Origin of the sequence: Pseudomonas sp. YH-1, from assembly GCF_051990045.1 — a bacterium.
GTDB lineage: Bacteria > Pseudomonadota > Gammaproteobacteria > Pseudomonadales > Pseudomonadaceae > Pseudomonas > Pseudomonas nicosulfuronedens.
Map to the genome: position 1 here is coordinate 3,214,811 of NZ_CP178184.1, position 22,868 is coordinate 3,237,678.

Annotated in this window: 23 protein-coding genes; 15 read left to right on the forward strand and 8 right to left on the reverse strand. The window is 64.1% G+C overall.

What is annotated here, in order from left to right; all coding sequences use genetic code 11:
• Positions 1 to 4 precede the first annotated feature (4 nt).
• From ACKI1H_RS15095 to ACKI1H_RS15110, 4 genes are all read left to right on the forward strand, one after another.
• Positions 5 to 1,414, forward strand: a complete 1,410-nt coding sequence (locus ACKI1H_RS15095) for a circularly permuted type 2 ATP-grasp protein (protein WP_440468747.1) — start codon at positions 5 to 7, stop codon at positions 1,412 to 1,414.
• A gap of 270 nt (positions 1,415 to 1,684) precedes the next feature.
• On the forward strand, positions 1,685 to 2,632 hold the full coding sequence (locus ACKI1H_RS15100; RefSeq protein ID WP_138525150.1) for an alpha-E domain-containing protein: 948 nt from the start codon (positions 1,685 to 1,687) through the stop codon (positions 2,630 to 2,632).
• Positions 2,629 to 3,438, forward strand: coding sequence for a transglutaminase family protein (locus tag ACKI1H_RS15105; protein ID WP_138525149.1), 810 nt, complete (start codon positions 2,629 to 2,631; stop codon positions 3,436 to 3,438). Before ACKI1H_RS15100 ends, ACKI1H_RS15105 begins: the two co-directional genes overlap by 4 nt.
• Before the next feature lie 79 nt (positions 3,439 to 3,517).
• Positions 3,518 to 4,252, forward strand: coding sequence for a peptidase (locus ACKI1H_RS15110; RefSeq protein WP_440468748.1), 735 nt, complete (start codon positions 3,518 to 3,520; stop codon positions 4,250 to 4,252).
• 169 nt (positions 4,253 to 4,421) lie between these two features.
• On the opposite strand, the gene ACKI1H_RS15115 is transcribed toward ACKI1H_RS15110, so the two are convergent.
• Positions 4,422 to 5,225, reverse strand: coding sequence for a c-type cytochrome (locus ACKI1H_RS15115; protein ID WP_440468749.1), 804 nt, complete (start codon positions 5,223 to 5,225; stop codon positions 4,422 to 4,424).
• Between the two features lie 689 nt (positions 5,226 to 5,914).
• Here ACKI1H_RS15115 and ACKI1H_RS15120 point away from each other — a divergent pair.
• The 4 genes from ACKI1H_RS15120 (at position 5,915) to ACKI1H_RS15135 (ending at position 10,953) form a co-directional block, all read left to right on the forward strand.
• Entirely contained in the window at positions 5,915 to 7,120 is a 1,206-nt protein-coding gene (locus tag ACKI1H_RS15120; protein WP_054908479.1) for an acetyl-CoA C-acetyltransferase, read from the forward strand.
• A gap of 17 nt (positions 7,121 to 7,137) precedes the next feature.
• On the forward strand, positions 7,138 to 9,282 hold the full coding sequence (locus ACKI1H_RS15125; protein WP_440468750.1) for a 3-hydroxyacyl-CoA dehydrogenase NAD-binding domain-containing protein: 2,145 nt from the start codon (positions 7,138 to 7,140) through the stop codon (positions 9,280 to 9,282).
• A gap of 174 nt (positions 9,283 to 9,456) precedes the next feature.
• The gene (locus ACKI1H_RS15130) at positions 9,457 to 10,011 is read left to right on the forward strand and encodes a cysteine hydrolase family protein (protein WP_440468751.1); all 555 of its coding nucleotides are present in this window, start codon (positions 9,457 to 9,459) and stop codon (positions 10,009 to 10,011) included.
• Between the two features lie 204 nt (positions 10,012 to 10,215).
• The gene (locus ACKI1H_RS15135) at positions 10,216 to 10,953 is read left to right on the forward strand and encodes an amidotransferase (protein ID WP_138525143.1); all 738 of its coding nucleotides are present in this window, start codon (positions 10,216 to 10,218) and stop codon (positions 10,951 to 10,953) included.
• Between the two features lie 193 nt (positions 10,954 to 11,146).
• On the opposite strand, the gene ACKI1H_RS15140 is transcribed toward ACKI1H_RS15135, so the two are convergent.
• From ACKI1H_RS15140 to ACKI1H_RS15155, 4 genes are all read right to left on the reverse strand, one after another.
• Positions 11,147 to 12,118, reverse strand: coding sequence for a magnesium and cobalt transport protein CorA (locus ACKI1H_RS15140; protein WP_138525142.1), 972 nt, complete (start codon positions 12,116 to 12,118; stop codon positions 11,147 to 11,149).
• Positions 12,119 to 12,203: 85 nt separating this feature from the next.
• Positions 12,204 to 12,425, reverse strand: a complete 222-nt coding sequence (locus ACKI1H_RS15145) for a hypothetical protein (protein ID WP_138525141.1) — start codon at positions 12,423 to 12,425, stop codon at positions 12,204 to 12,206.
• 306 nt (positions 12,426 to 12,731) lie between these two features.
• Complete coding sequence (locus ACKI1H_RS15150) at positions 12,732 to 12,923, reverse strand: hypothetical protein (RefSeq protein WP_236174496.1); 192 nt, start codon at positions 12,921 to 12,923, stop codon at positions 12,732 to 12,734.
• 158 nt (positions 12,924 to 13,081) lie between these two features.
• On the reverse strand, positions 13,082 to 13,771 hold the full coding sequence (locus ACKI1H_RS15155) for a crotonase/enoyl-CoA hydratase family protein (protein WP_440468752.1): 690 nt from the start codon (positions 13,769 to 13,771) through the stop codon (positions 13,082 to 13,084).
• Positions 13,772 to 14,008: 237 nt separating this feature from the next.
• Between ACKI1H_RS15155 and ACKI1H_RS15160 the strand changes: the two genes are divergently transcribed.
• The gene (locus tag ACKI1H_RS15160; RefSeq protein WP_138525138.1) at positions 14,009 to 15,283 is read left to right on the forward strand and encodes a hypothetical protein; all 1,275 of its coding nucleotides are present in this window, start codon (positions 14,009 to 14,011) and stop codon (positions 15,281 to 15,283) included.
• 23 nt (positions 15,284 to 15,306) lie between these two features.
• Positions 15,307 to 15,591 carry a GNAT family N-acetyltransferase gene (locus ACKI1H_RS15165; protein ID WP_024765462.1) on the forward strand — a complete coding sequence of 95 codons (285 nt, stop codon included), beginning with the start codon at positions 15,307 to 15,309 and terminating at the stop codon, positions 15,589 to 15,591.
• Positions 15,592 to 15,800: 209 nt separating this feature from the next.
• Here the strand turns inward: ACKI1H_RS15165 and ACKI1H_RS15170 are convergent, their stop codons facing one another.
• Both ACKI1H_RS15170 and ACKI1H_RS15175 read right to left on the reverse strand, forming a co-directional pair.
• Positions 15,801 to 16,877: a 3-deoxy-7-phosphoheptulonate synthase gene (locus tag ACKI1H_RS15170; protein WP_138525137.1), complete on the reverse strand. Its 1,077-nt coding sequence runs from the start codon at positions 16,875 to 16,877 to the stop codon at positions 15,801 to 15,803.
• Positions 16,878 to 17,057: 180 nt separating this feature from the next.
• Positions 17,058 to 17,477, reverse strand: a complete 420-nt coding sequence (locus tag ACKI1H_RS15175) for a PilZ domain-containing protein (protein ID WP_138525136.1) — start codon at positions 17,475 to 17,477, stop codon at positions 17,058 to 17,060.
• Between ACKI1H_RS15175 and ACKI1H_RS15180 the strand changes: the two genes are divergently transcribed.
• From ACKI1H_RS15180 to cysB, 5 genes are all read left to right on the forward strand, one after another.
• Complete coding sequence (locus tag ACKI1H_RS15180) at positions 17,476 to 17,862, forward strand: thioredoxin (RefSeq protein ID WP_138525135.1); 387 nt, start codon at positions 17,476 to 17,478, stop codon at positions 17,860 to 17,862. The genes ACKI1H_RS15175 and ACKI1H_RS15180 overlap by 2 nt on opposite strands.
• Positions 17,862 to 18,809, forward strand: coding sequence for a putative 2-dehydropantoate 2-reductase (locus tag ACKI1H_RS15185; protein ID WP_440468753.1), 948 nt, complete (start codon positions 17,862 to 17,864; stop codon positions 18,807 to 18,809). Before ACKI1H_RS15180 ends, ACKI1H_RS15185 begins: the two co-directional genes overlap by 1 nt.
• Before the next feature lie 17 nt (positions 18,810 to 18,826).
• On the forward strand, positions 18,827 to 19,738 hold the full coding sequence (locus tag ACKI1H_RS15190) for a 5'-nucleotidase (RefSeq protein WP_138525133.1): 912 nt from the start codon (positions 18,827 to 18,829) through the stop codon (positions 19,736 to 19,738).
• Between the two features lie 96 nt (positions 19,739 to 19,834).
• Positions 19,835 to 20,320: a universal stress protein gene (locus ACKI1H_RS15195; RefSeq protein ID WP_138525132.1), complete on the forward strand. Its 486-nt coding sequence runs from the start codon at positions 19,835 to 19,837 to the stop codon at positions 20,318 to 20,320.
• 167 nt (positions 20,321 to 20,487) lie between these two features.
• Positions 20,488 to 21,462, forward strand: a complete 975-nt coding sequence (gene cysB, locus ACKI1H_RS15200) for an HTH-type transcriptional regulator CysB (protein ID WP_024765699.1) — start codon at positions 20,488 to 20,490, stop codon at positions 21,460 to 21,462.
• 207 nt (positions 21,463 to 21,669) lie between these two features.
• Here cysB and ACKI1H_RS15205 read toward each other — a convergent pair whose 3' ends face one another.
• Complete coding sequence (locus tag ACKI1H_RS15205) at positions 21,670 to 22,854, reverse strand: MFS transporter (RefSeq protein ID WP_138525131.1); 1,185 nt, start codon at positions 22,852 to 22,854, stop codon at positions 21,670 to 21,672.
• Positions 22,855 to 22,868 lie beyond the last annotated feature (14 nt).

Genomic DNA, 22,868 nt, shown 5'->3' on the forward strand with positions numbered 1-22,868 from the left:
GAAGATGGCTCGGGTGTTCTATGACGAAATGCATGACGCCGCTGGCGCCTGCCGACCGCACTACACGGAGTTCGCCCGCTGGCTGGCGGACATGCCCGGCGAACAGCTGCAGCAGCGTCGCCGCGAGGCCGACCTGTTGTTCTATCGCGCCGGGATTACCTTCACGTTGTACGGCGACGACCAGGGCACCGAACGCCTGATCCCCTTCGACACCATCCCGCGCAGCATTCCCGCCAGCGAGTGGAGGATCATCGAGGCCGGCTGCATCCAGCGGGTGCAGGCACTCAACCTGTTTCTCGCCGATCTCTACCATGACCAGCGCATCCTCAAGGAAGGCCTGATCCCACCCGAGCAGGTGCTGGCCAACGACCAGTACCAACTGGCCATGCAGGGCCTGGACGTGCCCGGCAACGTTTACGCGCACATCGCCGGCATCGACCTGGTGCGCGACGGCAATGGCGCGTACTACGTGCTCGAGGACAACCTGCGCACCCCCAGCGGCGTCTCCTACATGCTGGAGAACCGCAAGATGATGATGCGCCTGTTCCCGGAGCTGTTCTCCGCCCAGCGCATCGCGCCCATCGACCACTACCCGAACCTGCTGCTGGACACTCTGCGCAACTCCAGCCCGCTGGACAATCCCAGCGTGGTGGTGCTCACGCCGGGCCGATTCAACAGCGCTTACTTCGAGCATGCCTTCCTCGCTCGCGAGATGGGCGTGGAGCTGGTGGAAGGCGCCGACCTGTTCGTTCGCGACGAGCGCGTCTACATGCGTACTACCGCCGGCCCGCAGCAGGTGGACGTGATCTACCGGCGCATCGACGACGACTTCCTCGACCCGCTGGCCTTCAACCCCGACTCCATGCTCGGCGTGCCCGGCCTGCTGGCTGCCTACCGCGCCGGCAACGTGGTGCTGGCCAACGCCATCGGTACCGGCGTGGCCGACGACAAGTCGGTCTATCCGTACGTACCGGAGATGATCCGCTTCTACCTCGACCAGGAGCCGATCCTGCACAACGTGCCCACCTGGCAATGCCGCCGGCCGCAGGACCTGTCCCACGTGCTGGCGCACCTGCCCGAGCTGGTGGTGAAGGAAGCCCAGGGCTCCGGTGGCTACGGCATGCTGGTGGGACCGGCGTCGACCAGCGCCGAGATCGAAGCCTTCCGCGCCCGGCTCATGGCCCGCCCGGAGGCCTACATCGCGCAGCCGACCCTGAGCCTGTCGACCTGCCCGACCTTCGTCGAGAACGGTATCGCCCCGCGCCACATCGACCTGCGGCCCTTCGTGCTGTCCGCGCCGGACAACGTGCGCCTGGTGCCCGGTGGCCTGACCCGCGTGGCGCTGCGCGAAGGCTCGCTGGTGGTCAATTCGTCACAAGGTGGCGGTACCAAGGACACCTGGGTGGTGGAGTAGACGCTGCGTCCTCACAGTGAATGACGACCCCGCTGCGCCCCGAAAGGCGCAAGGTTCGGAAGAGAAGGAGGTTTCAGTGAATACCGATGAAACACGAGTTGCATCAGCTTGCGCCTTTCGGGGCACAGCCCTGCGGGTTGGCGCTGTGGGCCTGCCATGCGTCGTTGCGGGACTGGGTGAGGGGCCGACCATCACCGGCGTCCCGCGTCTAGCCTGGCAGGCCCCCATCACCAACGTGGTTCGCCATTAACTGTAAGGACGCACCGCATCATGCTGAGCCGTACCGCTTCCGACCTGTACTGGATGTCGCGTTACCTGGAACGCGCCGAGAACCTCGCGCGCATGCTCGACGTGTCCTACTCGCTGTCGCTGATGCCGCAGGATGGCCGTGGCGATGGCCTGGAGGAACTGGCCATGCCGCTGCGCATCACCGGCAACCTGGACGCCTACCTGGCCCGCCACGGCGAACTGCACGCCGAGCGATTGCTGAACTTCTTCGCGCTGGATGCGCAGAACCCCACCAGTATCTATTCCTGCTTCGGTGCCGCCCGCGCCGGCGCCCATGCGGTGCGCGGACGGATCACCACTGACATGTGGGAGAACATCAACGCCACCTGGCTGGAGATGCGCGACATCGCCCACCAGGGTCTGCTGCGCTACGGCATCAGCCACTTCTGCGAATGGGTGAAGGACCGTTCGCACCTGTTCCGCGGTGCCACTTTCGGCACCAGCATGCGCAACGACGCCTTCCACTTCATTCGCCTGGGCACCTACATCGAGCGTGCCGACAACACCCTGCGCCTGCTCGATGCGCGCAACCAGATCCTCGGCGGCGACCAGGGGCCGGCCGAAGGTTCCGCGCGCGGCTACTACCAGTGGACCGCACTGCTGCGCGCCTTGTCGGCCTTCGAGGGCTACACCGAGCTGTACCGCGACGCCCTCAACGCCCGCAACATCGCCGAACTCCTGCTGCTGCGCGAAGACGTCCCGCGCTCGCTGCTGGCCTGCGCCGAGGAGCTGCGCCAGATCCTCGCCAGCCTGCCCGGCGCCAACGGCCGTCCGGCCCAGCGCATGGCCGCCGAACTGGAAGCCCGGGTGCGCTACACCGGCATCGACGAAGTGCTGGATGCCGGCCTGCACGCCTGGATCACCGAACACATCGGGCTGGTTCGCCAGCTCGCCAACGCCATTCACAGCTCGTATCTGGAGGCCGCATGAAACTCTCCATCCGCCATGACACCACTTACCGCTACGAAGACCAGGTGCGCGCGAGCATCCAGTACCTGCGCCTGACGCCACAGGAAAGCGAGCGCCAGCACGTGCTCGACTGGCAGTTGCACCTGCCGCGCCCGGCCCATCCGCAGCGCGATGCCTATGGCAACATTCTCCATGTACTGACCCTGGACGAGCCCCACGAGGCCATCGTCATCGCCGCCCATGGCCAGGTGGAAATCGACGTGGAGAACGAGTGCGAGCACGATCACCTGTCGCCATTGCCGTTCCTGCGCAGCACCCGCCTGACGCTGGCCGATGGTGCGCTGCAGGAATTCGCCCGCGCCCAGTGCGCCGAGCGCCGTGACCGCAAGGCGATGATCCAGTTGATGCAGGCGTTGCATGATCGCATCGCTTACGTGCCCGGCTCGACCCAGGTGGACAGTACCGCCGCCGAAGCCTTCGCGGCCGGGCAGGGCGTCTGCCAGGACCATGCCCACGCTTTCCTCGCTTGCCTGCGTTACCTGGGTGTGCCGGCGCGCTACGTCTCCGGCTATCTCTACACCGACGCCGAGGAACACCTGGCCAGCCACGCCTGGGCCGAGGCCTGGCTGGACGACGCCTGGTACAGCTTCGACGTGACCAATGTGCTTGACCGCCCGGAGCGCCACCTGAAGCTGGCCGTCGGCCTGGACTACCTCGACGCCTGCCCGGTGCGCGGCATGCGACGGGGTGGCGGGGGCGAGCAGATGCATGCGCGCGTGACGGTAGCGCCGGGGCACCTGCAGCAGGCCCAGCAGATGCAACAGTGAGCAGGCGTGGCGAAAGGCCTGGCACCGGCTTAAGATCGGTGCCAGCTTTCCCGCTCCGTGAACCTGCCATGAGATCGTCATGACCTACTGCGTTGCCATGAACCTCGCCCAAGGCCTGGTCTTCATTTCCGATTCGCGCACCAATGCCGGCGTCGACAACATCGCCGTGTTCCGCAAGCTGCATATCTTTGGCACGCCGGGGGAGCGGCTGATCGTGGTGCAGAGCGCCGGCAACCTGGCCACCTCGCAATCGGTGATCAGCATGCTGCGCCAGCGCATGGGCGGCGACGGACCGAACCTGGGGAATGTCGAGAACCTGTTCGAGGCGGCCCGGCTGGTGGGCTCGACCCTGCGCGAGGTAGTCGATCACGACGAGAACATCGGCCAGAACCAGGGTGTCGACCTGGGCAGCTCGTTCCTTGTCGGTGGGCAGATCGGTACGGAAGTGCCGCGCCTGTTCAACGTCTACCCGCAGGGCAACTTCATCGAATCCTGCCGTGATACGCCCTACTTCCAGATCGGCGAGAGCAAGTACGGCAAGCCGATCATCGACCGCGCCATGAGCTACGCCACGCCGCTGGAGCAGGCCCTGCGCTGCGCGCTGATCAGCTTCGATTCGACCATCCGCAGCAACCTCTCGGTGGGCATGCCGCTGGACCTGCTGGTCTACCGCGAGGGCAGCCTGGAAGTGCCGGCGGGGTATCGCATCCAGGAAGGCGATGCGTATTTCGAGGGCATTCGTGGGCAGTGGGGCGCCGGTTTGCGCCAGTTGCTCGGCGAATTGCCGGCGCCGCCGGGGGATTACTGGCACTGAGGCTTCGCGGCTGGGCGGGTTCGCGAGCAAGCTCGCTCCTACCAGAGCCGCACCGAACTCGCTTTTCGTAGGAGCGAGCTTGCTCGCGAACCGCATCGATCCTAACCCCCGCTGTCCCCGGTTAGCGGATAACGCTGGCGCGTTATGCGTCCTGCGCAAGCGTCGGGTTTCAGCTCCCGGCCTTCACCTTCCGCCCCGCCATGTGCTTCAGGTAGGCCAGGATCTCATCCAGCTCCCGGTCGCTGATCACGTCCGCCGGGAAGCCCTTCATCCGCGCCTCCGGCCAGTGCCGCAGGCTCTGTGGGTCGCGGATGTACTGTTTGAGATAGCCGGCGGCAAAGTATTCGGTGGGGTTGTGCGGCAGGTTCAGGTCCGGGCCGAACTGCGAATCCCCGGCGCCATTCAGGCGATGGCAGGCCAGGCAGTTCTTCTGGAACTGGGCAAACCCCTTCTGCACCGACTCAGGTGCATTCTTCGCTGGCAGCAAAGCCGGGAAGCGCTCGGCCAGCGGCTTCAGGTAGCGAATGCTGGCGACCTGGAACGGCCATTGCTCCGGGCCGACGCCGGCGGCCTTCGGGTCGGTCCACACCAGATAGAACGGCCCGGCGGACGGCTTGCCTTCGCCCAGCTTCGGCCAGGGTTTATCGGGCTCCTCGATGGCCAGCCAGGCGCGTGCGCCTTTTTCCTCCAGTAGCGGTGCGGCCGGCAGTTCAGCGGCAAAGCCGTCCAGCGCCACGGCCTGCAGGTGATCTCCGGGGTTCACGCTTTGCAGCAACGCTGCCAGCGGCACCGCGCGGTAACGCATGGTGCGGTTGTAGGAGACGTCGGCGGGCACGTCGATGTCCTGCGCCTTGGGGTTGGCCAACAGTTGTTCCGTGCTGAAGTCGTGCTTGCCGTCGGGCAATTCCAGGGTGAGCGTGGCGGCGAAAGTGGTCGGGCAGAGCAGGAGCAGCGTCAGCAGCAGTGGGCGCATGGTCGCATCCGTGGCGGAGAAGGGCCGCGGAACATTAGCAGAGGTGTGGGGGCTACAGGAGGTAGGTGGCTCCCGCGCTGCGTTGACCGTGGCTCGCGGATGGCGGCACGCGGTACGCAGCGGCGGGGTAGCCGGGTGTTGGCCCTAGCCGACCAGACGACTCAGATTGGGGATGATCAGTACGACAGTGGTTGCGAAGACGATCAGGCTTGCCTGACGCCATTTTCTCGATTGTTTGTCCATGATGTCCTTCCGCCTTTCTTGTTCTTGGCACTGCCCACTCACGGCCTGTTGGTAGTGGAGCCTGCACCTTGGCTTCTGGTTTTTCGAACCGCTCCGGCAAACCCGGCAGCGGCACTCTTCGCATCATCTGCACGCTTTTCATTCACTGCATATCGGAGTCTAAGCCTAGTGCCGCGCGGGCTTAGACCATCTGGCAGCAAGTGATGCAGTTCCAGGCATATTCCCTCTATATGACCGCGGCGTGACAGCTCTGTTCAGCTTTTCGACCGTTCGTCTGCCTGCTCCGATAGCCCCTTGCCAGAGCCGTCGCCCCAGTCGCCGCCGGTCGGTGGCTGAGCGTGGCGGTCAATTGCGCTGAGCGCTGCGGTCATTGCCCCCGGCCGATACGTCGCTAAGGTAGGCCGACACGCCACGCCTGCGTGACGACAACTCTAAGAGAGAACGCCATGACCGAAGCATTCATTTACGACGCGGTGCGTACTCCCCGCGGCAAGGGCAAGAAGGACGGCGCGCTGCACAGCGTCAAGCCGGTCAACCTGATGGCCGGAGTCCTGCGCGCACTGCAGCAGCGCAACCAGCTCGACACGGCCCAGGTCGACGACATCGTCCTGGGCTGCGTGACTCCGGTGGGCGACCAGGGCTCGGACATCGCCAAGACTGCCGCGCTGGTGGCCGACTGGGATGAGCAGGTTGCCGGCGTACAGATCAACCGTTTCTGCGCCTCGGGCCTGGAAGCGGTCAACCTGGGCGCCATGAAGGTGCGCTCGGGCTTCGAGGACCTGGTGGTGGTTGGCGGCGTGGAATCCATGTCCCGCGTGCCCATGGGCTCCGACGGCGGCGCCTGGGCGCTGGACCCGGAAACCAACCTGCACACCAGCTTCGTGCCCCAGGGCATCGGTGCCGACCTGATCGCCACCCTGGAAGGCTTCAGCCGTGCTGACGTCGATGCCTTCGCCCTGCGCTCCCAGCAGAAGGCCGCCAAGGCCCGCGCCGAAGGGCTGTTCGCCAAGTCCCTGGTGCCGGTCACCGACCAGAACGGCATCGTCCTGCTCGACCATGACGAGTTCATCCGCGCCGACTCGACCCTCGAAGGCCTCGGCGCGCTCAAGCCCAGCTTCGAGATGATGGGGCAGATGGGCTTCGACGCCAGCGCGCTGCGCAAGTACAGCTTTGTCGAACGCATCGAGCACGTGCATACGCCGGGCAACAGCTCCGGCATCGTCGACGGCGCCACCGCCATGCTCATCGGCTCCGAGGCCAAGGGCCGCGAGCTGGGCCTGAAGGCCCGCGGGCGCATCGTCGCCACGGCGGTGACCAGTACCGACCCGACCATCATGCTCACCGGCCCCGCGCCGGCAACCCGCAAGGCGCTGGCCAAGGCCGGTTTGAAGGCCGAGGACATCGACCTCTACGAGGTGAACGAAGCCTTCGCCTCGGTGGTGATGAAGTTCATGAAGGACATGGGCGTGCCGGAGAGCAAGGTCAACGTCAACGGTGGATCCATCGCCATGGGCCACCCGCTGGGCGCCACTGGCTGCATGATCCTTGGCACCCTGCTGGACGAGTTGGAGCGGCGCAACCTGCGCTACGGCCTGGCCACCCTCTGCGTGGGTGGCGGCATGGGTATCGCGACGATTATCGAAAGGGTTTGAGGCCGGAGAACAAGAAAATGACCGACGCCATCCGCTTTGAAAAAGGCCAGGACAACATCGTCGTCCTGACCATGGACATGCCCGGCCAGAGTGCCAACACCATGAATGGTGTGTACCGCGAGGCCATGGCCGCCACCGTCGCGCGCCTGGAGGCCGAGAAAGACTCGATCGCCGGTGTGGTGATCACCTCCGCGAAGAAGACCTTCTTCGCCGGCGGCGATCTCAACGAACTGATCAAGGTGACCAAGGCCGACGCCCAGGCCTTCTACGAAGGCATCCTGGTTCTGAAAGGCCAACTGCGCCGCCTGGAAACCCTCGGCAAGCCCGTGGTCGCCGCCATCAATGGCGCGGCGCTGGGCGGCGGTTGGGAAATCTGCCTGGCCTGCCACCACCGCATCGCCCTGGACGAAAGCCACGTCCAGCTCGGCCTGCCGGAAGTCACCCTGGGCCTGCTGCCCGGCGGCGGCGGCGTGGTGCGCATGGTGCGCCTGCTCGGTCTGGAGAAGGCCCTGCCGTACCTGGCTGAAGGCAAGAAAGTACGCCCGGATCAGGCGCTCAAGGCTGGCCTGATTCACCAGCTGGCTTCCAGCCGCGAAGAGCTGCTGAGCAAGGCCCGCGAGTGGATCGCTGCCAACCCGGCCGCCAAGCAGCCGTGGGACAGCGCCGGCTACAAGATCCCCGGCGGCACGCCGTCCAGCCCGGCCGTGGCGCAGATGCTGGCCATCGCACCGTCGGTGCTGCGCGACAAGACCAAGGGCTGCTTCCCGGCGCCGGAGAAGATCATGTGCGCCGCCGTCGAAGGCGCGCAGGTGGACTTCGATACCGCCCAACTGATCGAGGCGCGCTACTTCACCGAACTGACCACCGGCCAGGTGGCGAAGAACATGATTGGCACCTTCTGGTTCCAGCTCAACGAGATCAACGCCGGCAAGTCGCGCCCGCAAGGCATCCCGCCGCAGCAGACGAAGAAGGTCGGGGTAGTCGGTGCCGGCATGATGGGCGCGGGCATCGCCTACGTCTCGGCCGCCGCCGGTATCGAGGTAGTGCTCAAGGACGTGTCCATCGAAGCGGCGGAGAAGGGCAAGGCCTATTCCGCCGGCCTGCTGGACAAGAAGGTCGGCCGGGGCCAGATGAGCGCCGAGAAGCGCGATGCCTTCCTCGCCCGGATCAAGCCGACTGCCAGCGACGCCGACTTCGAAGGTTGCGACCTGATCATCGAAGCGGTGTTCGAGGACCGCGGCCTGAAGGCCAAGGTCAGCGCCGCCGCCGAATCCGCCGCGCTGCCGGACGCGGTGATCGCCTCCAATACCTCGACCCTGCCGATCACCGGCCTGGCCGAAGCGGTGGTGCAGCCGCAGAAATTCATCGGCCTGCATTTCTTCAGCCCGGTGGACAAGATGCCGCTGGTAGAAATCATTCGTGGCGAGAAGACCGACGACGTCACCCTGGCCCGTGCCTTCGACTACGTCTTGCAGATCAAGAAGACCCCGATCGTGGTCCACGACAGCCGCGGTTTCTTCACCTCCCGCGTGTTCGGCACCTTCACCAACGAAGGCCTGGCCATGCTCGGCGAGGGCGTGTCGGCGGCGATGATCGAGAACCAGGCGCGCCAGGCCGGCATGCCGGTGGGTCCGCTGGCGATCAGCGACGAAGTGTCCATGAGCCTGATGACCCACATTCGCGAGCAGACTCGCAAGGACCTGGAAGCCGAGGGCAAGCAATTGCCCAAGCACCCGGCCTTCGCCGTGGTGGATCTGATGGTCAATGAGTACAAGCGTCCGGGCAAAGCCGCCGGCGCGGGTTTCTACGACTATCCCGCCAACGGCAAGAAGCACCTGTGGCCGGAGCTGAAGCAGCGCTTCGAGAAGGCTGACGCGCAGATCTCCGCCGAGGATGTGCGTGACCGCATCCTCTTCGTGCAGGCCATCGAGACAGTACGTTGCGTGGAGGAGGGGGTACTGACCTCCACTGCCGACGCCAACATCGGCTCGATCTTCGGCATCGGCTTTGCGGCCTGGAGCGGCGGCGCGCTGCAGTTCATCAACCAGTACGGGCTGAAGGACTTCGTCGCTCGCGCCCAGTACCTGGCCGAGCAGTACGGCGAGCGCTTCCTGCCGCCGGCGCTGCTGCTGGAGAAGGCTGCGCGCAACGAGAGCTTCTGACGGGCTCTTCATAGGAGCGAGCTTGCTCGCGAACGGGCTCGCAGCGGGATTGGGTTCGCGAGCAAGCACTGGGCGTCCTCCTCGCTCCTACAGAAAAACCGGCCGTGGTGGCCGGTTTTTTCTTGCCTGCTCAGGCCGTAGGATGGCGTCTTCCTACTCGCAAGGAGCGCCTCGATGACCCCTCCCGCCCTGTTGATCATCGACCAGCAGCAAGGCATGCGTACCAGCCCCGAGCCGCGCAACAACCCGCAGGCCGAACGTCGCATCGGTGAACTGCTGGCTGCCTGGCGTCGGAAAGGCTGGCCGCTGGTGCATATCCGCCATATCTCGCGTAGTCCGGGGTCGCCGTTCTGGCCGGGTCAGCCAGGTGCGGAGTTCCAGCCGGAGCTGGCGCCGCTGGATAGCGAGCACGTGGTGGATAAGAACGTCCCGGACGCTTTCATCAGCAGCGGCCTGGAGCGCTGGTTGCGCGTGCGGGGCATCGAGATGGTGGTGATCTGCGGCGTCAGCACCAACAACTCGGTGGAGGCCACGGCGCGCACAGCGGGGAACCTGGGATTCGCTACACGGGTGGTGGCGGACGCCTGTTTCACCTTCGACAAGCGCGATTTCAATGGGGTGCAACGCAGCGCCGAAGAGGTTCACGCCATGTCCCTGGCCAACCTGCAGGGCGAGTACGCGCAGGTCATGGACACGAACTTGGTGCTGCAAAGGCTGTCCATCGGCTGAATCCTTGCCAACCGGCCGTCACTCCTGTGCATCGGTGCAATTGAAGGAAGTCGGTTTTTCCGGTATTTCCCCTGAAATTCCTACACAAGAATCGGCTCAGGCATCTTGTGTGGTGAAAAAATAGGGCGTAATTTTCACGCGCGTTTCATCAGTGTCAGGAAAACCATTCTTATCAGCCGCCAACCCCCCAGGAATCACCCCTGCATGTCGTTGCACATCTGCATTCTGGAAACCGACATCCTCCGCCCCGAACTCATCGATCAGTACAAGGGCTATGGCTGGATGTTCCAGCAACTGTTCGCCAAGCAACCCGTTCCGGCCGAGTTCACGGTCTACAACGTGGTGGAAGGGCATTACCCGCCCGAAGATGAGAAGTTCGACGCGTACCTGGTGACCGGCAGCAAGGCGGACTCCTTCGGCACTGATCCCTGGATCCAGACCCTCAAGGACTACGTGCTCAAGCTCTACGAGCGTGGCGACAAGCTGCTGGGCGTGTGCTTCGGCCATCAGCTGCTGGCACTGGTGCTGGGTGGCAAGACCGAGCGGGCGAGCCAGGGCTGGGGCGTGGGCATTCACGATTACCGCATCGAGGAGCAGCCGGAGTGGATGACCCCGGCCCCGGGCGATGGCCTGACCCTGCTGGTCAGCCACCAGGACCAGGTCACCGAACTGCCCCATGGCGCTCGCCGTATCGCTTCCAGCGACTTTTGCCCGAACGCCGCCTACGCCATCGGCGACCAGGTACTGTGCTTCCAGGGCCATCCGGAGTTCCAGAGCGACTATTCCCAGGCGATCCTCGAGCTGCGCAAGCACATCTTCAGCGAACCGGTGTTCCAGTCCGGCATCGACAGCCTCTCGCGCCCTCACCAGGGCACGGCGGTCGGCGAATGGATGATGCGCTTCGTCCAGCAAGGTCGTGACGAGAAGAAAAGCGCGGCCTGATTTCGACTGTGCTGACTGAAAGCGCCGCTCGATTGAGCGGCGTTTTCGTTTGCGCAAGTGCCAGGCTGAACAGCTTTTGTAGGATGGGTGGAGCGCAGCGATACCCATGCAGGCCGGTGCACACCATTCGATGGGTATCGCTGCGCTCCACGCCATCCTGCGTTCCGCGTCGCCGAATGGCTCCCAAGGGTCTCTATAGCCAATCCGCCTGCTTGAAACTGATGTACAACCCGACGCAGCCCAGCGCCAGCAGCCCCATGATCAGGAAGTAGCCGTAGTGCCAGTGCAGCTCCGGGATGTATTCGAAGTTCATCCCGTAGATGCCGGCCACGGCGGTGGGGAAGGCGAGGATGGCCGCCCAGGCGGCGAACTTGCGCTGTACCACGCTCTGCCGTGAGGACTCCAGCGCCAGCCCGACCTCGATGGTCTGGCTGGCCACGTCGCGCAGGGTGGTGAGGTCTTCGAGCAGGCGGTTCACGTGGATCGCCACGTCGCGGAAGTAGGGCCGCATCTGCTTGTCGATGAAGGGGAAGTCCAGGCGCTGCAACTCCTGGCAGATCTCCACCATGGGTGCGGCGTAATGCTTGAGCTTGAGTACCTCGCGGCGCAGGCCGTAGATCTTCTCGATCTGCTCCTGGGTCAGCGATTGACGCAGCACCTGCTGCTCCACTTCCTCGATTTCCTCGCGGATGGCTTCCACCACCGGCTCGTAGTTGCTCATCACGAAGTCCAGCAGGGCGTAGAGCACGAAGTCGGTGCCGTGGGCCAGCAGGAGCGGCCGCGCCTCGCAGCGCTGTCGGACCTGGGCGTAGGACTGGGAGAAGCCGTGGCGCGCGCTGATGATGTAGCCGATGCCGGCGAAAAGATGGGTTTCGACGAACATCAATCGACTATCGGCGCGAATCGGTGAATAGATGACGATGAACAGCGCGTCACCAAAGGTCTCCAGCTTCGGTCGGCTGTGCTTTTCCAGGGCGTCGGACACGGCCAATTCGTGGAGGTTGAACTGTCGCTGCAGGTTGAACATCTCTTCCGGCGTCGGCTCCTGCAGGCCGGTCCAGACGAAGTGGTCGGGCTGGCACGCCCAGCGGTAACCGTCCTCGAGCGGGATGTCGGAGACCTTGCGGCCCTTGCTGTAGACGGCGGAAGCGATGACTCGGCCCATGCTCAAGCCCACCCTGCTGCTGGATAGGTCGTTCTGCAGGGATTGAGTGTTGGCCAGCCTGGCGCGACGCGCCAGCGAAGCGGAATCAGGAGTGAGGCGTGAGCGCTTCCTGGAGGCCTTGCAGTGCCACGGGCACCGCCTGATTGAAGCGTTCGAAGAGCCCGGTGCGATCGATGTTGTCCACCGGGGCGCGGCGGGCGTCGTCGAAGCCGGCGGTAAGGGCGGTGACCACCAGGATCACGATGGTATAGAGCCCCAGGGCAGCGAGGGCGCCGTTGCGGGCATAGCGATGGGCTTGGCGGTTCATGCTGGCGACTCGGGTTAGGGGAAGTGATGGCCCAGTGTCGCTTTGGTCATTTCGATTGAATAACGATGCCGGTTGGTTTCCGGTATCAGGCAAATTGATAGGTGGCGGTGCGGCGACCAAACGCAGGGTGGCGGGAGCCGGGGCGCTGTCGGTGGTTTGCTGGACTCTGGCGGGCTTCATGGCTATCTGACCCTTGCCGAGGTTGCGTCATCGTCCCTGAAAGGCCCGGCATCACGCCGGGCTTTTCGCTTCGGGCTCGACTGCATGACGTCACCTGCTGCAGGCGGCTGTAGGGGGGTAAAGGTTTCAGCCCTGCTTGGCAGCGGCTTCGACGTTCACCTGGCTGGCGGACTGCTCGGACTGTTGTTGCTGGATGGCAGCCTGGGTCATGTGAACCATGCGGTCCTGCATCAGCGGGGACTCTTCGGCGAAGCTGGCCTGGGCGGCAAAAGCGGTAGCGGCGGCCAGTACACTGGCGGCGATGATGTTGAGTTTCATGATGAACACCTCTGGGTTGGTTTGCTTTGGGTTCATCTATAGGTTAATGCGTAATAATTTTTGAAAAATAGCAAACAGGCTTAATCAGTATTGCTGTTTAGGTAATAGTGGTGGCATGAAAAAGCCCGGCATGTAGCCGGGCTTTTGTCTTTGGCCGCTCAGGCCAGGTGGTTCTTGTCCAGTTCGATGGACTTGTCCAGGGTTTCCAGCAGTTGCTTGCGCACTTTCAGCTTGGTGTTGCGGTGCGCGGTCATGTTCAGCTTCTTCAGGTGCTGGGCGGCTTCCAGGGCGGCGGCCTGGAGTTGTTCGGCCGGCACCACCTTGTCGAGGAAGCCGGCGTCCACGGCGTCGCGTGGGTTGAACATTTCCGCGTTCACCACGGAACGGGTGAACGCGGAGCGGCGCAGGCGGTCACGAGCCAGTTCGATGCCGACGTGGTGCATGGTCATGCCGATGGCGACTTCGTTGAGGCCAATCTGGAACGGACCGTCGACGCCGATGCGGTAGTCCGCCGAGAGCAGGATGAAGGCGCCCTTGGCCACCGCGTGGCCAGTACAGGCGACGATGACCGGGAACGGGTGGGACAGCATGCGGCGGGCCAGGGTGGAGCCGGCGGCCACCAGGTTCACGGCGTTTTCCGGGCCTGAGGTCATCACCTTGAGGTCGTAGCCGCCGGAGAGAATGCCCGGCTGGCCGGTGACGATGACGATGGCACGGTCTTTCTCCGCCTGGTCCAGGGCCTGGTTGAAGGCTTCGATGACCGCCGGCGAGATGGCGTTCACCTTGCCGTTGTTCAGGATCAGGGTGGCGATGCCGTCTTCGAATTGGTAGCTGATCAGCTCACTCATGGCAGAGGGTCCTGGGTTGCAGTCCTTGGGTTGGAAGTGGCCAGAACATACTGACGCGAGACGGGGGCGTAAAGCGTTTTGACTGACTGGTGAGTCAGCGGCATGCCACGAAATTCGGGCAGTTTCTGTGCGCTATGCACGCAAATTCCGACGGCGCTCGTGGAGAGGTGCCAGGTGTACTGTTAAGCTGCCACTATCCCTGCGTCCCGCTCTCGCACAATCCAGGATGTGCCTGCCATGTCGAAGATTCTCAAGTGGTCCCTTTTCGCCGTCGTGGCGATCGCCCTCATCATCAAGGCGTCGCTCTGGCTTTCGGTGCGCAGCGTGGTGAATGACGCCATCGCACGCGTCTCTCCGTTCATGGAGATCACCTATGGCGGCATTTCCTCGTCCTTCGACGGCCGTGTCGGCCTGCAGAACGTGGTGATCAGGGTGCCCATGGCGGGCGACAGCCTGAAGGTTTCCCACGCCCAGTTGAAATTCAATGGGCTGCGCGAGTTGCTGAGCTTCAAGGAGCGCCTGGACGAGGGCAAACTGCCGGAGCAGATGGCAGTGGACCTGAAGGGCGTTGAGTTGCAGATCCACGGTCCGTTCATGCGGTCGCTGTACGCCCAGCCGGCAGAGAAAAGCGCCTTTACCGCCATGAGTGAAGTGGCCTGCGGCGACGTGCGCAACATTGGCGTCGATGAGCTGCTGCAGATGGGCTACCGCACCCTCGAGTCGGATATCGAGTTCTCCTACCACATGCAGCCGGGCGCGCAGACGCTGACCTTCGACCTGCGCAGTGATACCCGCGACATGCTGGACATGCACACCAGCATGACGCTGATGAACGTCTCCGAGCGTCCGGGCGACATGCGCGTGAACCCGCCGCGGGTATCCCAGGTCGTCGTCGAAATGAACGACAACCAGTACCAGCGCCGGGTCAGCGAATTCTGCCGTGGCAAGCTGGGCGTGGACCAGAAGGCCTACACCGCGTTGTCGCTGGAAAAGTTCGACGCGGCCCTGCGCCAGCAGCGCATCGCGGTCGACAAACCGGTGCTCGAGGCCTATGGCCGTTACCTGGAAGATCCGCGTTCGCTGCGTATCGAGCTGATGCCCAGTGAGGGCATGGCCTGGGGTGGCCTGCAATTTTTCGAACCCAAGGATGTGATCCAGATGCTGCATCCGGTCGTCTTAGTGAACCAGCAGTCAGTCACACCGCTGGGGTTTGCCTGGGTCGATCCGCTGAAGAAAAAACTCACGCCGGAAAGCCAATATCAAATGGTTTCGGCCCCGGAAACGGTTGAGTCGCAGGCCAAAACGCAGCAATATGAGTTCGTTAGCGTTGAAAGCCTTGCCCAGTACACCGGCAAGCGCCTGCAGTTCATCACGTTTGATGGTGCCTATTATCAGGGTGTGCTGCACAAGGTGGAGAACGGCCGAGTCTATATCACCGTCATGATCGGGACGGGCTCGGCGGAAATGTTCCTCCGCCTGAACAAGATCAATCAGGTGCGGGTCATGTTGTAGAGGCCCTGCGAAGGAGAGAGCAAGTGAGTGAGTCGTTGTCCATCCAGCATGATGAAACCAGCCACCAGTTCGTAACGACTGTTGATGGTCATCGCGCCTATCTGGCCTACATGGATCTGGGCAAGCAGACGCTCGACATCTATCGCACTTTCGTTCCGGACAGCCTGCGTGGCCGTGGCATCGCTGCCGCGCTCACCGAACATGCTCTGCAGTTCGCCGAGCGCAAGGGCTACAGCGTCATCCCGTCGTGCTCCTACGTCGAGCGCTACCTGGAGCGCCGCCAGCGTCACACCGATACCGCGCTTTGACCGTCAGCGTGCCAATAGAAAAAGCCCGGCGAATGCCGGGCTTTTTTGTATCTGATGAGTCCGGTAGCCATCTTTGTAGGAGCGAGCTTGCTCGCGAACCGCTTGACGCTGGTGCGGACGGAGACCCCGTTCGCGAGCAAGCTCGCTCCTACGAAAAGCCAATAAAAAAGCCGGGCATCAGCCCGGCTTTTTCGTTCATGCCATGAACGTCAGCCGCGTTGGCGCTTGGGCAGGACGTCCTTGAGCTTGGTGTGCATGCTGCGCACGGCCTTCTCGGTAGTGTCCCAATCGATGCAGGCATCGGTGATCGACACGCCGTACTGCAGTTGGCACAGGTCTTTCGGGATCGGCTGAGCGCCCCAGCCCAGGTGGCTTTCCACCATCAGGCCGACGATGGAGTTGTTGCCCTCGGCGATCTGGTTGGCGACGTTGTCCATCACCAGCGGCTGCAGGGCCGGGTCCTTGTTGGAGTTGGCGTGGCTGCAGTCGACCATCACGTTCAGCGGGATCTTTGCCTTGGTCAGTTCCTGTTCGCACAGGGCGACGCTGACCGAGTCATAGTTCGGCTTGCCGTTGCCGCCGCGCAGCACCACGTGGCCGTAGGCGTTGCCCTTGGTGGTGACGATGGAGACGCCACCTTCCTGGTTGATGCCCAGGAAACGGTGCGGGCTGGAAACCGACTGCAGGGCGTTGATCGCCACGGTCAGGCTGCCGTCGGTGCCGTTCTTGAAGCCGACCGCCGAGGACAGGCCGGAAGCCATCTCGCGGTGGGTCTGGGATTCGGTGGTGCGTGCGCCGATGGCCGACCAGCTGATCAGGTCCTGCAGGTACTGCGGGGAGATCGGGTCGAGCGCCTCGGTGGCGGTGGGCAGGCCCATCTCGGCGAGGTCGCGCAGCAGCTGGCGGCCGATGTGCAGGCCGTCCTGGATCTTGAAGGAGTCATCCAGGTACGGGTCGTTGATCAGGCCCTTCCAGCCGACGGTGGTGCGCGGCTTCTCGAAGTACACGCGCATCACCAGGAACAGGGTGTCGGAGACTTCCGCGGCCAGCACCTTCAGGCGCTCGGCGTATTCGTGGGCGGCCTTGATGTCGTGGATCGAGCAGGGGCCGATCACCACGAACAGGCGGTGGTCCTTGCCATCGAGGATGTCACGGACGACCTGGCGGCCGTTGGCGACGGTGCGCAGGGCGGCGTCGGTCAGGGGGATTTCGCGCTTGAGCTGCTCCGGCGTGATCAGTGTCTCGTTGGAGGCAACGTTAAGGTCGTCGATCTGTAAATCAGCCATCGTGGTACTCAATCAGGTCACGGGTGCCGGCCGCCAGAAATCCCCGTGCGATGGGGCGCAGGCAAATGTGTCGCTAAGGGGAACCCGAACCTTAACCGTTCAGGCAGCGCCTCGACAATGGCTCGATGCAGGAAAATGCCCGGATCACGGGCATTTGCGCGACTTTCTGCGGGGCGCCGATCAGACCGCGCAAAACATCGGGAAGTCGGCGGCGTTCTGCGCGATCCACTCCAGCGCCAGCGTCTCGAACGGCAGGCGGGTGCCGCTGGCCTGTTCCTGCTGGCGTCGGTACTGCTCGATCTGGCAGACCTGCTCGACCATGCGCGCCCGGAACAGGGTGTCTTCGTCGATGAAGGCGATACCGACGCGATAGTCGCTGGCTTGCTTGCGGCTCCAGGCAATGATGCCGGGGTAGCAGGCTGAGTCGCCCAGCAGGGGAATGCGCAGCTCGATGGCGGTGCCCCGGCGAAAGCCCCGTGGCGAATTGCACGCGACGCCGCCGAGGCTGATATTGTGCAACCGCTGGCGCGGCAGGAAAGTCTGTTTGCGGATGACCAGCTCGACCGGAAAATCGCACGGGTGACGCAGGAACTGACGCATGACGGAACGCTCCGACTGCAATCTTTATAGTGTTGGCACCTTGAGTATAGTGCCGGCCCTGGAGCTGACCGACCTGGATGCCGACCGCCGGCTGCTGGAGCTGCCGGGTGTATCGCTGCTGATCTTTACTGGCGAAGGCTGCTCCACCTGCCGCTGGGCGCGGCAGGTGCTGCCGGAGTTCGGCCTGCCGGTAGATCGCCTGTGCTGGATCGATGCCGGACACAGTGGCGGCCTGGTCGAGCGCTACGAGGTCTTCCACCTGCCGTCCCTGTTCCTGGTGCGTGACGGCCATTTCCTGGGCCCGGTTCACGCACCGCTGCGCCCTGAACCCCTGATCCAAGCCCTGCGCGCTGCCCTGGCGCGCCCTGCTGAGGAATTGCCTTGATGAATCTGCGAATCGGCATCATCGGAACCGGCGCCATTGGCGGTTTTTACGGCCTGATGCTGGCCCGGGCCGGCCATGACGTTCATTTCCTGCTGCGCAGCGAGTTTCCCGCCGTCGCGCAGAACGGCCTGCGTCTGAACAGCCAGGTGCACGGTGCACTGAGCCTGTCTCCGGTGAATGCCTATGCCGACGTGGCGAAGATGCCGCCCTGCGACTGGCTGCTGGTGGGCGCTAAGACCACCAGCAACGCCGACCTCGCGCCGCTGATCGTTCAGGCCGCTGCACAGGGGGCGAAAGTCCTGTTGCTGCAGAACGGCCTTGCCGTGGAAGACGAGTTGCGCGCGTTGTTGCCCGAGCATATCCACCTGCTGGGCGGGCTCTGCTTCATCTGCGTGCACCGCGCCGAGCCGGGCGTGATTGAACACCAGGCCTTCGGAGGGGTGAACATCGGTTATCACTCGGGCTCTGCGCAGGAGGCCGAAGCACGCCAGGCGATCGTGGAGGAGGGCGCCGCGCTGTTCCGCAGCGCCGGCCTGGACTCCAACGCCATGCCCAACCTGGAGCAGGCGCGCTGGCAGAAACTGGTCTGGAACATCCCCTACAACGGCCTCTCCGTGCTGCTCGACAGCGGTACACGGGCGATCATGGACAATCCCGACAGCCGCGCTCTGGTGGCCGAGCTGATGGAGGAAGTGATAGCAGGTGCCGCCGCCTGCGGGCATTCGCTGCCCCAGGGCATCGTTGGCGCCATGCTCAGCTCCACCGACGCCATGCCCGACTATCTGCCGAGCATGTACCATGACTTCTCCCAGCGCCGGCCGCTGGAGCTGGGCGCGATCTACGCGGCGCCTCTGGAGGCTGCACGCAGGGCAGGGCGCGAGCTGCCGAAGATCGAGGCGCTGTACCGCGCGCTGCGTTTCATCGATGCGCGCAACCAGGCACGCTGACGGACACCGGGGGAAGCATGGCAAAAGGGCTGGGCGACAAGCTGGTGGTGGCGATTTCCTCGCGGGCGCTGTTCGACCTGCGGGAAAGCCATCAGGTCTATGAAAGCGAGGGCGTCGAAGCCTATCGTCAGTACCAGATCGACCGCGAGGACGAAGTCCTGCCGCCCGGCGATGCCTTCGCCCTGGTGCAGAAGCTGCTCGCGCTCAACGGCGGGACCGAAAGCGCGCCTGTCGAAGTCGTTCTGGTCTCGCGCAATAGCGCCGACACCGGCCTGCGTGTGTTCAATTCCATCCAGCACTACGGCCTGGGCATTTCCCGCGCTGCCTTCGTCGGCGGTCGCAGCCCCTATCCCTATCTAAAGGCGTTCAATTGCCACCTGTTCCTCTCCACCCACCTGGAGGACGTGCGCAACGCGCTGGAAGCAGGTTTCGCTGCGGCGACCATCCTCTCCGGGGGCACCCGTCGGGAAGCCAATGGCGAGCTGCGATTCGCCTTCGATGGCGATGCGGTGCTGTTCTCCGACGATTCCGAGCGCGTCTACCAGCAGGGCGGACTGGAAGCCTTCCAGACCCACGAGCGCGAGTCCGCCCGCGAGCCTCTGGGCGGCGGGCCGTTCAAGCCCTTCCTGGCGGCGTTGAACCGCGTGCAGCAGGCTTTCCCGCAGGAGTCCTGCCCGATACGCACGGCGCTGGTCACCGCGCGTTCCGCCCCGGCGCACGAACGGGTGATCCGCACGCTGCGCGAGTGGGACATCCGTCTGGACGAGTCGCTGTTCCTCGGCGGCCTGGACAAGGCCGCCTTCCTCGAAGCCTTTGCCGCCGATGTGTTCTTCGACGACCAGCCGATGCATTGCGAGAAGGCTCGGGACGTGGTGGCGACCGGCCATGTCCCGCACGGCGTGAGCAACGAGAAGAAGGTCGCCGGATAGCCGCCGGGCCGCGACAACCGGCCTTCTCGGAGCGATTCTCGTTCTCCTGCTACGCTGCTGGATAGGCCCCGCCGCGCAGGCAGTCGAGGAGGCCGCATGATCAGAACGATTCTTTACGCCACCGACCTCGGTCTTTACGCCCCCTACGTCCTTCAGCACGCACTTTCGCTGGCCCGTGCCTACGGAGCCGAGGTGTATGTCGTACACGCGGTAGAACCGTTGGGGCTGTTCGCCGAGTCCGTCTTGCAGACCTATCTGGATGAGGGCACGTTGAACGAGATGCGCACCAATGGCCTGACCAACGTCATGGGCAGCATTGAGCAGCGGGTGATGGAGGGGTTCCGCGATGAACTGGGGGAGGCGCGCCAGGACGCCGAGCTGATCCGCTCGGTGCGCGTGGTGCAGGGGGATGCGCCGATGGTGATCCTCGACGAGGCCAAGCGCCTGGGCGTCGACATCATCGTCGCCGGCAGCCACAGTCACGGGGACGGACTGAACACGCCGCTAGGGCGCACTGCCGCGCGCCTGGTGCAACTGGCCGAGGTGCCGGTCTACCTGGTGCCGATGCTGCAGCACCGCTGAAAGCTTTGTGACGATACGTCGGACAAGCCCGGATTTTCCGTGGGGCTTTAGACGAATGGCATGCAGGGCAAAAAAAAACGTCTAGTTTTATTCCTTAAACCATTAATATGGTTATAAAACGACAAGCCCCTGATCGCGGGACGCGACATTCATTTCGAGGAAAGTCCATGAAGCTTCAGCAACTGCGCTATATCTGGGAAGTCGCGCACCACGATCTGAACGTCTCGGCCACCGCCCAAAGCCTGTACACCTCCCAGCCCGGCATCAGCAAGCAGATCCGCCTGCTGGAGGACGAACTGGGCGTCGAAGTCTTCGCCCGCAGCGGCAAGCACCTGACCCGTGTCACCCCCGCTGGCGAGCGCATCATCACCACCGCCGGCGAGATCCTGCGCAAGGTCGAGAGCATCAAGCAGATCGCCCAGGAATTCTCCAACGAAAAGAAGGGCACGCTGTCCATCGCCACTACCCACACCCAGGCACGATATGCGTTGCCCGGCGTGATCAGCGGCTTCATCAAGCAGTATCCGGATGTCTCCCTGCACATGCATCAGGGCACGCCGATGCAGATCGCCGAGATGGCCGCCGACGGTACCGTCGACTTCGCCATCGCCACCGAGGCGCTGGAGCTGTTCGGCGACCTGATCATGATGCCGTGCTACCGCTGGAACCGCTGTGTGATCGTGCCCCAGGGGCACCCGCTGACCAAGGTGCCGAAGCTGACCCTGGAGCTGCTCGCCGAACAGCCCATCGTCACCTACGTATTCGGCTTCACCGGCCGCTCCAAGCTCGACGAAGCTTTCAACCAGCGCGGTCTGGTGCCGAAAGTGGTGTTCACCGCCGCCGACGCCGACGTGATCAAGACCTATGTTCGCCTGGGCCTGGGCGTAGGCATCGTGGCTCACATGGCGGTCGACCCGAAGCTCGACAGCGACCTGGTGATGCTCGACGCCAGCCACCTGTTCGAGTCCAGCGTGACCAAGATCGGTTTCCGTCGCGGTACTTTCCTGCGCGGCTTCATGTGCGACTTCATCGAGAAGTTCGCCCCGCACCTGACCCGCGACCTGCTGGCCAAGGCCGTGCAATGCCACAACAAGACCGAGCTGGACGAGCTGTTCGACGGCATCGAGCTGCCGGTCTACTGAGGACGTTCGTCCCTGCCATTGCCTAGGCAAGCTGCAAGGAAAACGCCGCGATCCGAAAGAGAGTCGCGGCGTTTTTTTATGAGCGGTTTCCAGGTGTGGTGGCCGGCTGCATTGGGTAGGAGCGAGCTTGCTCGCGAACAGCTCAACGTCGGAGTGCCCGGCGGGTCCTTTTGCGAGCAAGCTCGCTCCTGCAAAAGGGGCAGCGTCTCAGCGGACACGCCAGCGCAGCAACAGCAAGGCGGCGAAGGCAAGCGCCGCGCCGGCAAGGAAGGTCCAGCTGGCGCCGAAGCTCTGCCACAGCCAGCCGGCCAGCACGCTGGCGGCCAGCATGGCGAGGCCGCTGGCGAGGTTGAATACGCCGAAAGCGGTGCCCTTGAGATCGGCTGGCGTGGTGTCGGCGATCAAGGTCGCCAGCAGCCCTTGGGTGAAGCCCATGTGCAGGCCCCAGAGCGCGACACCGACGAGCATCAGTGGCGTGGAGTCGCCCCAGGCCAGCAGCAGGTCCGCCGCCACCAGCAGGAACATGCCGATGGCCAGCAAGCCGGTACGATCGGTGCGGTCAGACCACCAGCCCACGGGATAGGCCGAGAGCATGAACAGCAGGGCCATCACCACCATGACTATTGGCGTCCAGGCCATTGGCAGGCCGATGTCCTGGGCACGCAGCACCAGGAAGGCTTCGCTGAAGCGCGCGAGAGTGAACACCGCGCCGATGCCGACCACCCACCAGTAGCGCGCCGGGAAGCTGCGCAGCGCGTCTCGATGGATCGGCGAGCGGAAGCGGTGGGTACCTTCGGCCTGTTCCGGTTCCTTCACGAAGAAGACGATGGCCAGCACCGCGATACCGGCTGGAATGCAGGCGAACCAGAACACCAGCGGCAGATTGTTGCCTAGCCAGAGCATCAGCACGATGGCCAGCAGCGGGCCGGCGAAGGCGCCGACGGTGTCCATGGACTGGCGCAGGCCGAAACAGGCGCCACGGATCGACGGCGGCGAGACGTCAGCAATCAGTGCGTCCCGCGGTGCACCGCGGATGCCCTTGCCGATACGGTCGAGCAGACGCGCGGCGAAGATGGTCTCGCCCGAGGTGGCCAGCGGGAACAGTGGCTTGGAGAGCGCCGCGAGGCCATAGCCGAACAGAACCAGCCCCTTGCGCCGGCCGAGGTAGTCGCTGATGGCGCCGGAGAACACCTTGACGATCAGCGCGGTGGCCTCGGCGATGCCTTCGATCAGGCCGACCGCGACCATGCTCAGCCCCAGGCTGCCGACCAGGAACAGCGGTAGCAGGCTGTGCAGCAGTTCGGAGGAGACGTCCATGAACAGGCTGACGAAACCCAGCGCCCAGACGGTGCCGGGAATACGGGGGCGTGTGCGATCCGCGCCGTCGGCCATGGAGAAACTTCCTT

Excerpts from the sequence above, each read along its gene's own strand:
- ACKI1H_RS15170 (WP_138525137.1), bottom strand. The coding sequence starts at position 16,877 with ATGGCTGATTTACAGATCGACGACCTTAACGTTGCCTCCAACGAGACA.
- ACKI1H_RS15195 (WP_138525132.1), top strand. The coding sequence starts at position 19,835 with ATGATCAGAACGATTCTTTACGCCACCGACCTCGGTCTTTACGCCCCC.
- ACKI1H_RS15125 (WP_440468750.1), top strand. The coding sequence starts at position 7,138 with ATGACCGACGCCATCCGCTTTGAAAAAGGCCAGGACAACATCGTCGTC.
- ACKI1H_RS15185 (WP_440468753.1), top strand. The coding sequence starts at position 17,862 with ATGAATCTGCGAATCGGCATCATCGGAACCGGCGCCATTGGCGGTTTT.
- ACKI1H_RS15145 (WP_138525141.1), bottom strand. The coding sequence starts at position 12,425 with ATGAACCGCCAAGCCCATCGCTATGCCCGCAACGGCGCCCTCGCTGCC.
- ACKI1H_RS15095 (WP_440468747.1), top strand. The coding sequence starts at position 5 with ATGGCTCGGGTGTTCTATGACGAAATGCATGACGCCGCTGGCGCCTGC.
- ACKI1H_RS15205 (WP_138525131.1), bottom strand. The coding sequence starts at position 22,854 with ATGGCCGACGGCGCGGATCGCACACGCCCCCGTATTCCCGGCACCGTC.
- ACKI1H_RS15100 (WP_138525150.1), top strand. The coding sequence starts at position 1,685 with ATGCTGAGCCGTACCGCTTCCGACCTGTACTGGATGTCGCGTTACCTG.
- ACKI1H_RS15110 (WP_440468748.1), top strand. The coding sequence starts at position 3,518 with ATGACCTACTGCGTTGCCATGAACCTCGCCCAAGGCCTGGTCTTCATT.
- ACKI1H_RS15105 (WP_138525149.1), top strand. The coding sequence starts at position 2,629 with ATGAAACTCTCCATCCGCCATGACACCACTTACCGCTACGAAGACCAG.
- ACKI1H_RS15135 (WP_138525143.1), top strand. The coding sequence starts at position 10,216 with ATGTCGTTGCACATCTGCATTCTGGAAACCGACATCCTCCGCCCCGAA.
- ACKI1H_RS15160 (WP_138525138.1), top strand. The coding sequence starts at position 14,009 with ATGTCGAAGATTCTCAAGTGGTCCCTTTTCGCCGTCGTGGCGATCGCC.
- ACKI1H_RS15155 (WP_440468752.1), bottom strand. The coding sequence starts at position 13,771 with ATGAGTGAGCTGATCAGCTACCAATTCGAAGACGGCATCGCCACCCTG.
- ACKI1H_RS15175 (WP_138525136.1), bottom strand. The coding sequence starts at position 17,477 with ATGCGTCAGTTCCTGCGTCACCCGTGCGATTTTCCGGTCGAGCTGGTC.
- ACKI1H_RS15190 (WP_138525133.1), top strand. The coding sequence starts at position 18,827 with ATGGCAAAAGGGCTGGGCGACAAGCTGGTGGTGGCGATTTCCTCGCGG.
- ACKI1H_RS15150 (WP_236174496.1), bottom strand. The coding sequence starts at position 12,923 with ATGAAACTCAACATCATCGCCGCCAGTGTACTGGCCGCCGCTACCGCT.
- ACKI1H_RS15140 (WP_138525142.1), bottom strand. The coding sequence starts at position 12,118 with ATGGGCCGAGTCATCGCTTCCGCCGTCTACAGCAAGGGCCGCAAGGTC.
- ACKI1H_RS15115 (WP_440468749.1), bottom strand. The coding sequence starts at position 5,225 with ATGCGCCCACTGCTGCTGACGCTGCTCCTGCTCTGCCCGACCACTTTC.
- ACKI1H_RS15120 (WP_054908479.1), top strand. The coding sequence starts at position 5,915 with ATGACCGAAGCATTCATTTACGACGCGGTGCGTACTCCCCGCGGCAAG.
- cysB (WP_024765699.1), top strand. The coding sequence starts at position 20,488 with ATGAAGCTTCAGCAACTGCGCTATATCTGGGAAGTCGCGCACCACGAT.
- ACKI1H_RS15130 (WP_440468751.1), top strand. The coding sequence starts at position 9,457 with ATGACCCCTCCCGCCCTGTTGATCATCGACCAGCAGCAAGGCATGCGT.
- ACKI1H_RS15180 (WP_138525135.1), top strand. The coding sequence starts at position 17,476 with ATGACGGAACGCTCCGACTGCAATCTTTATAGTGTTGGCACCTTGAGT.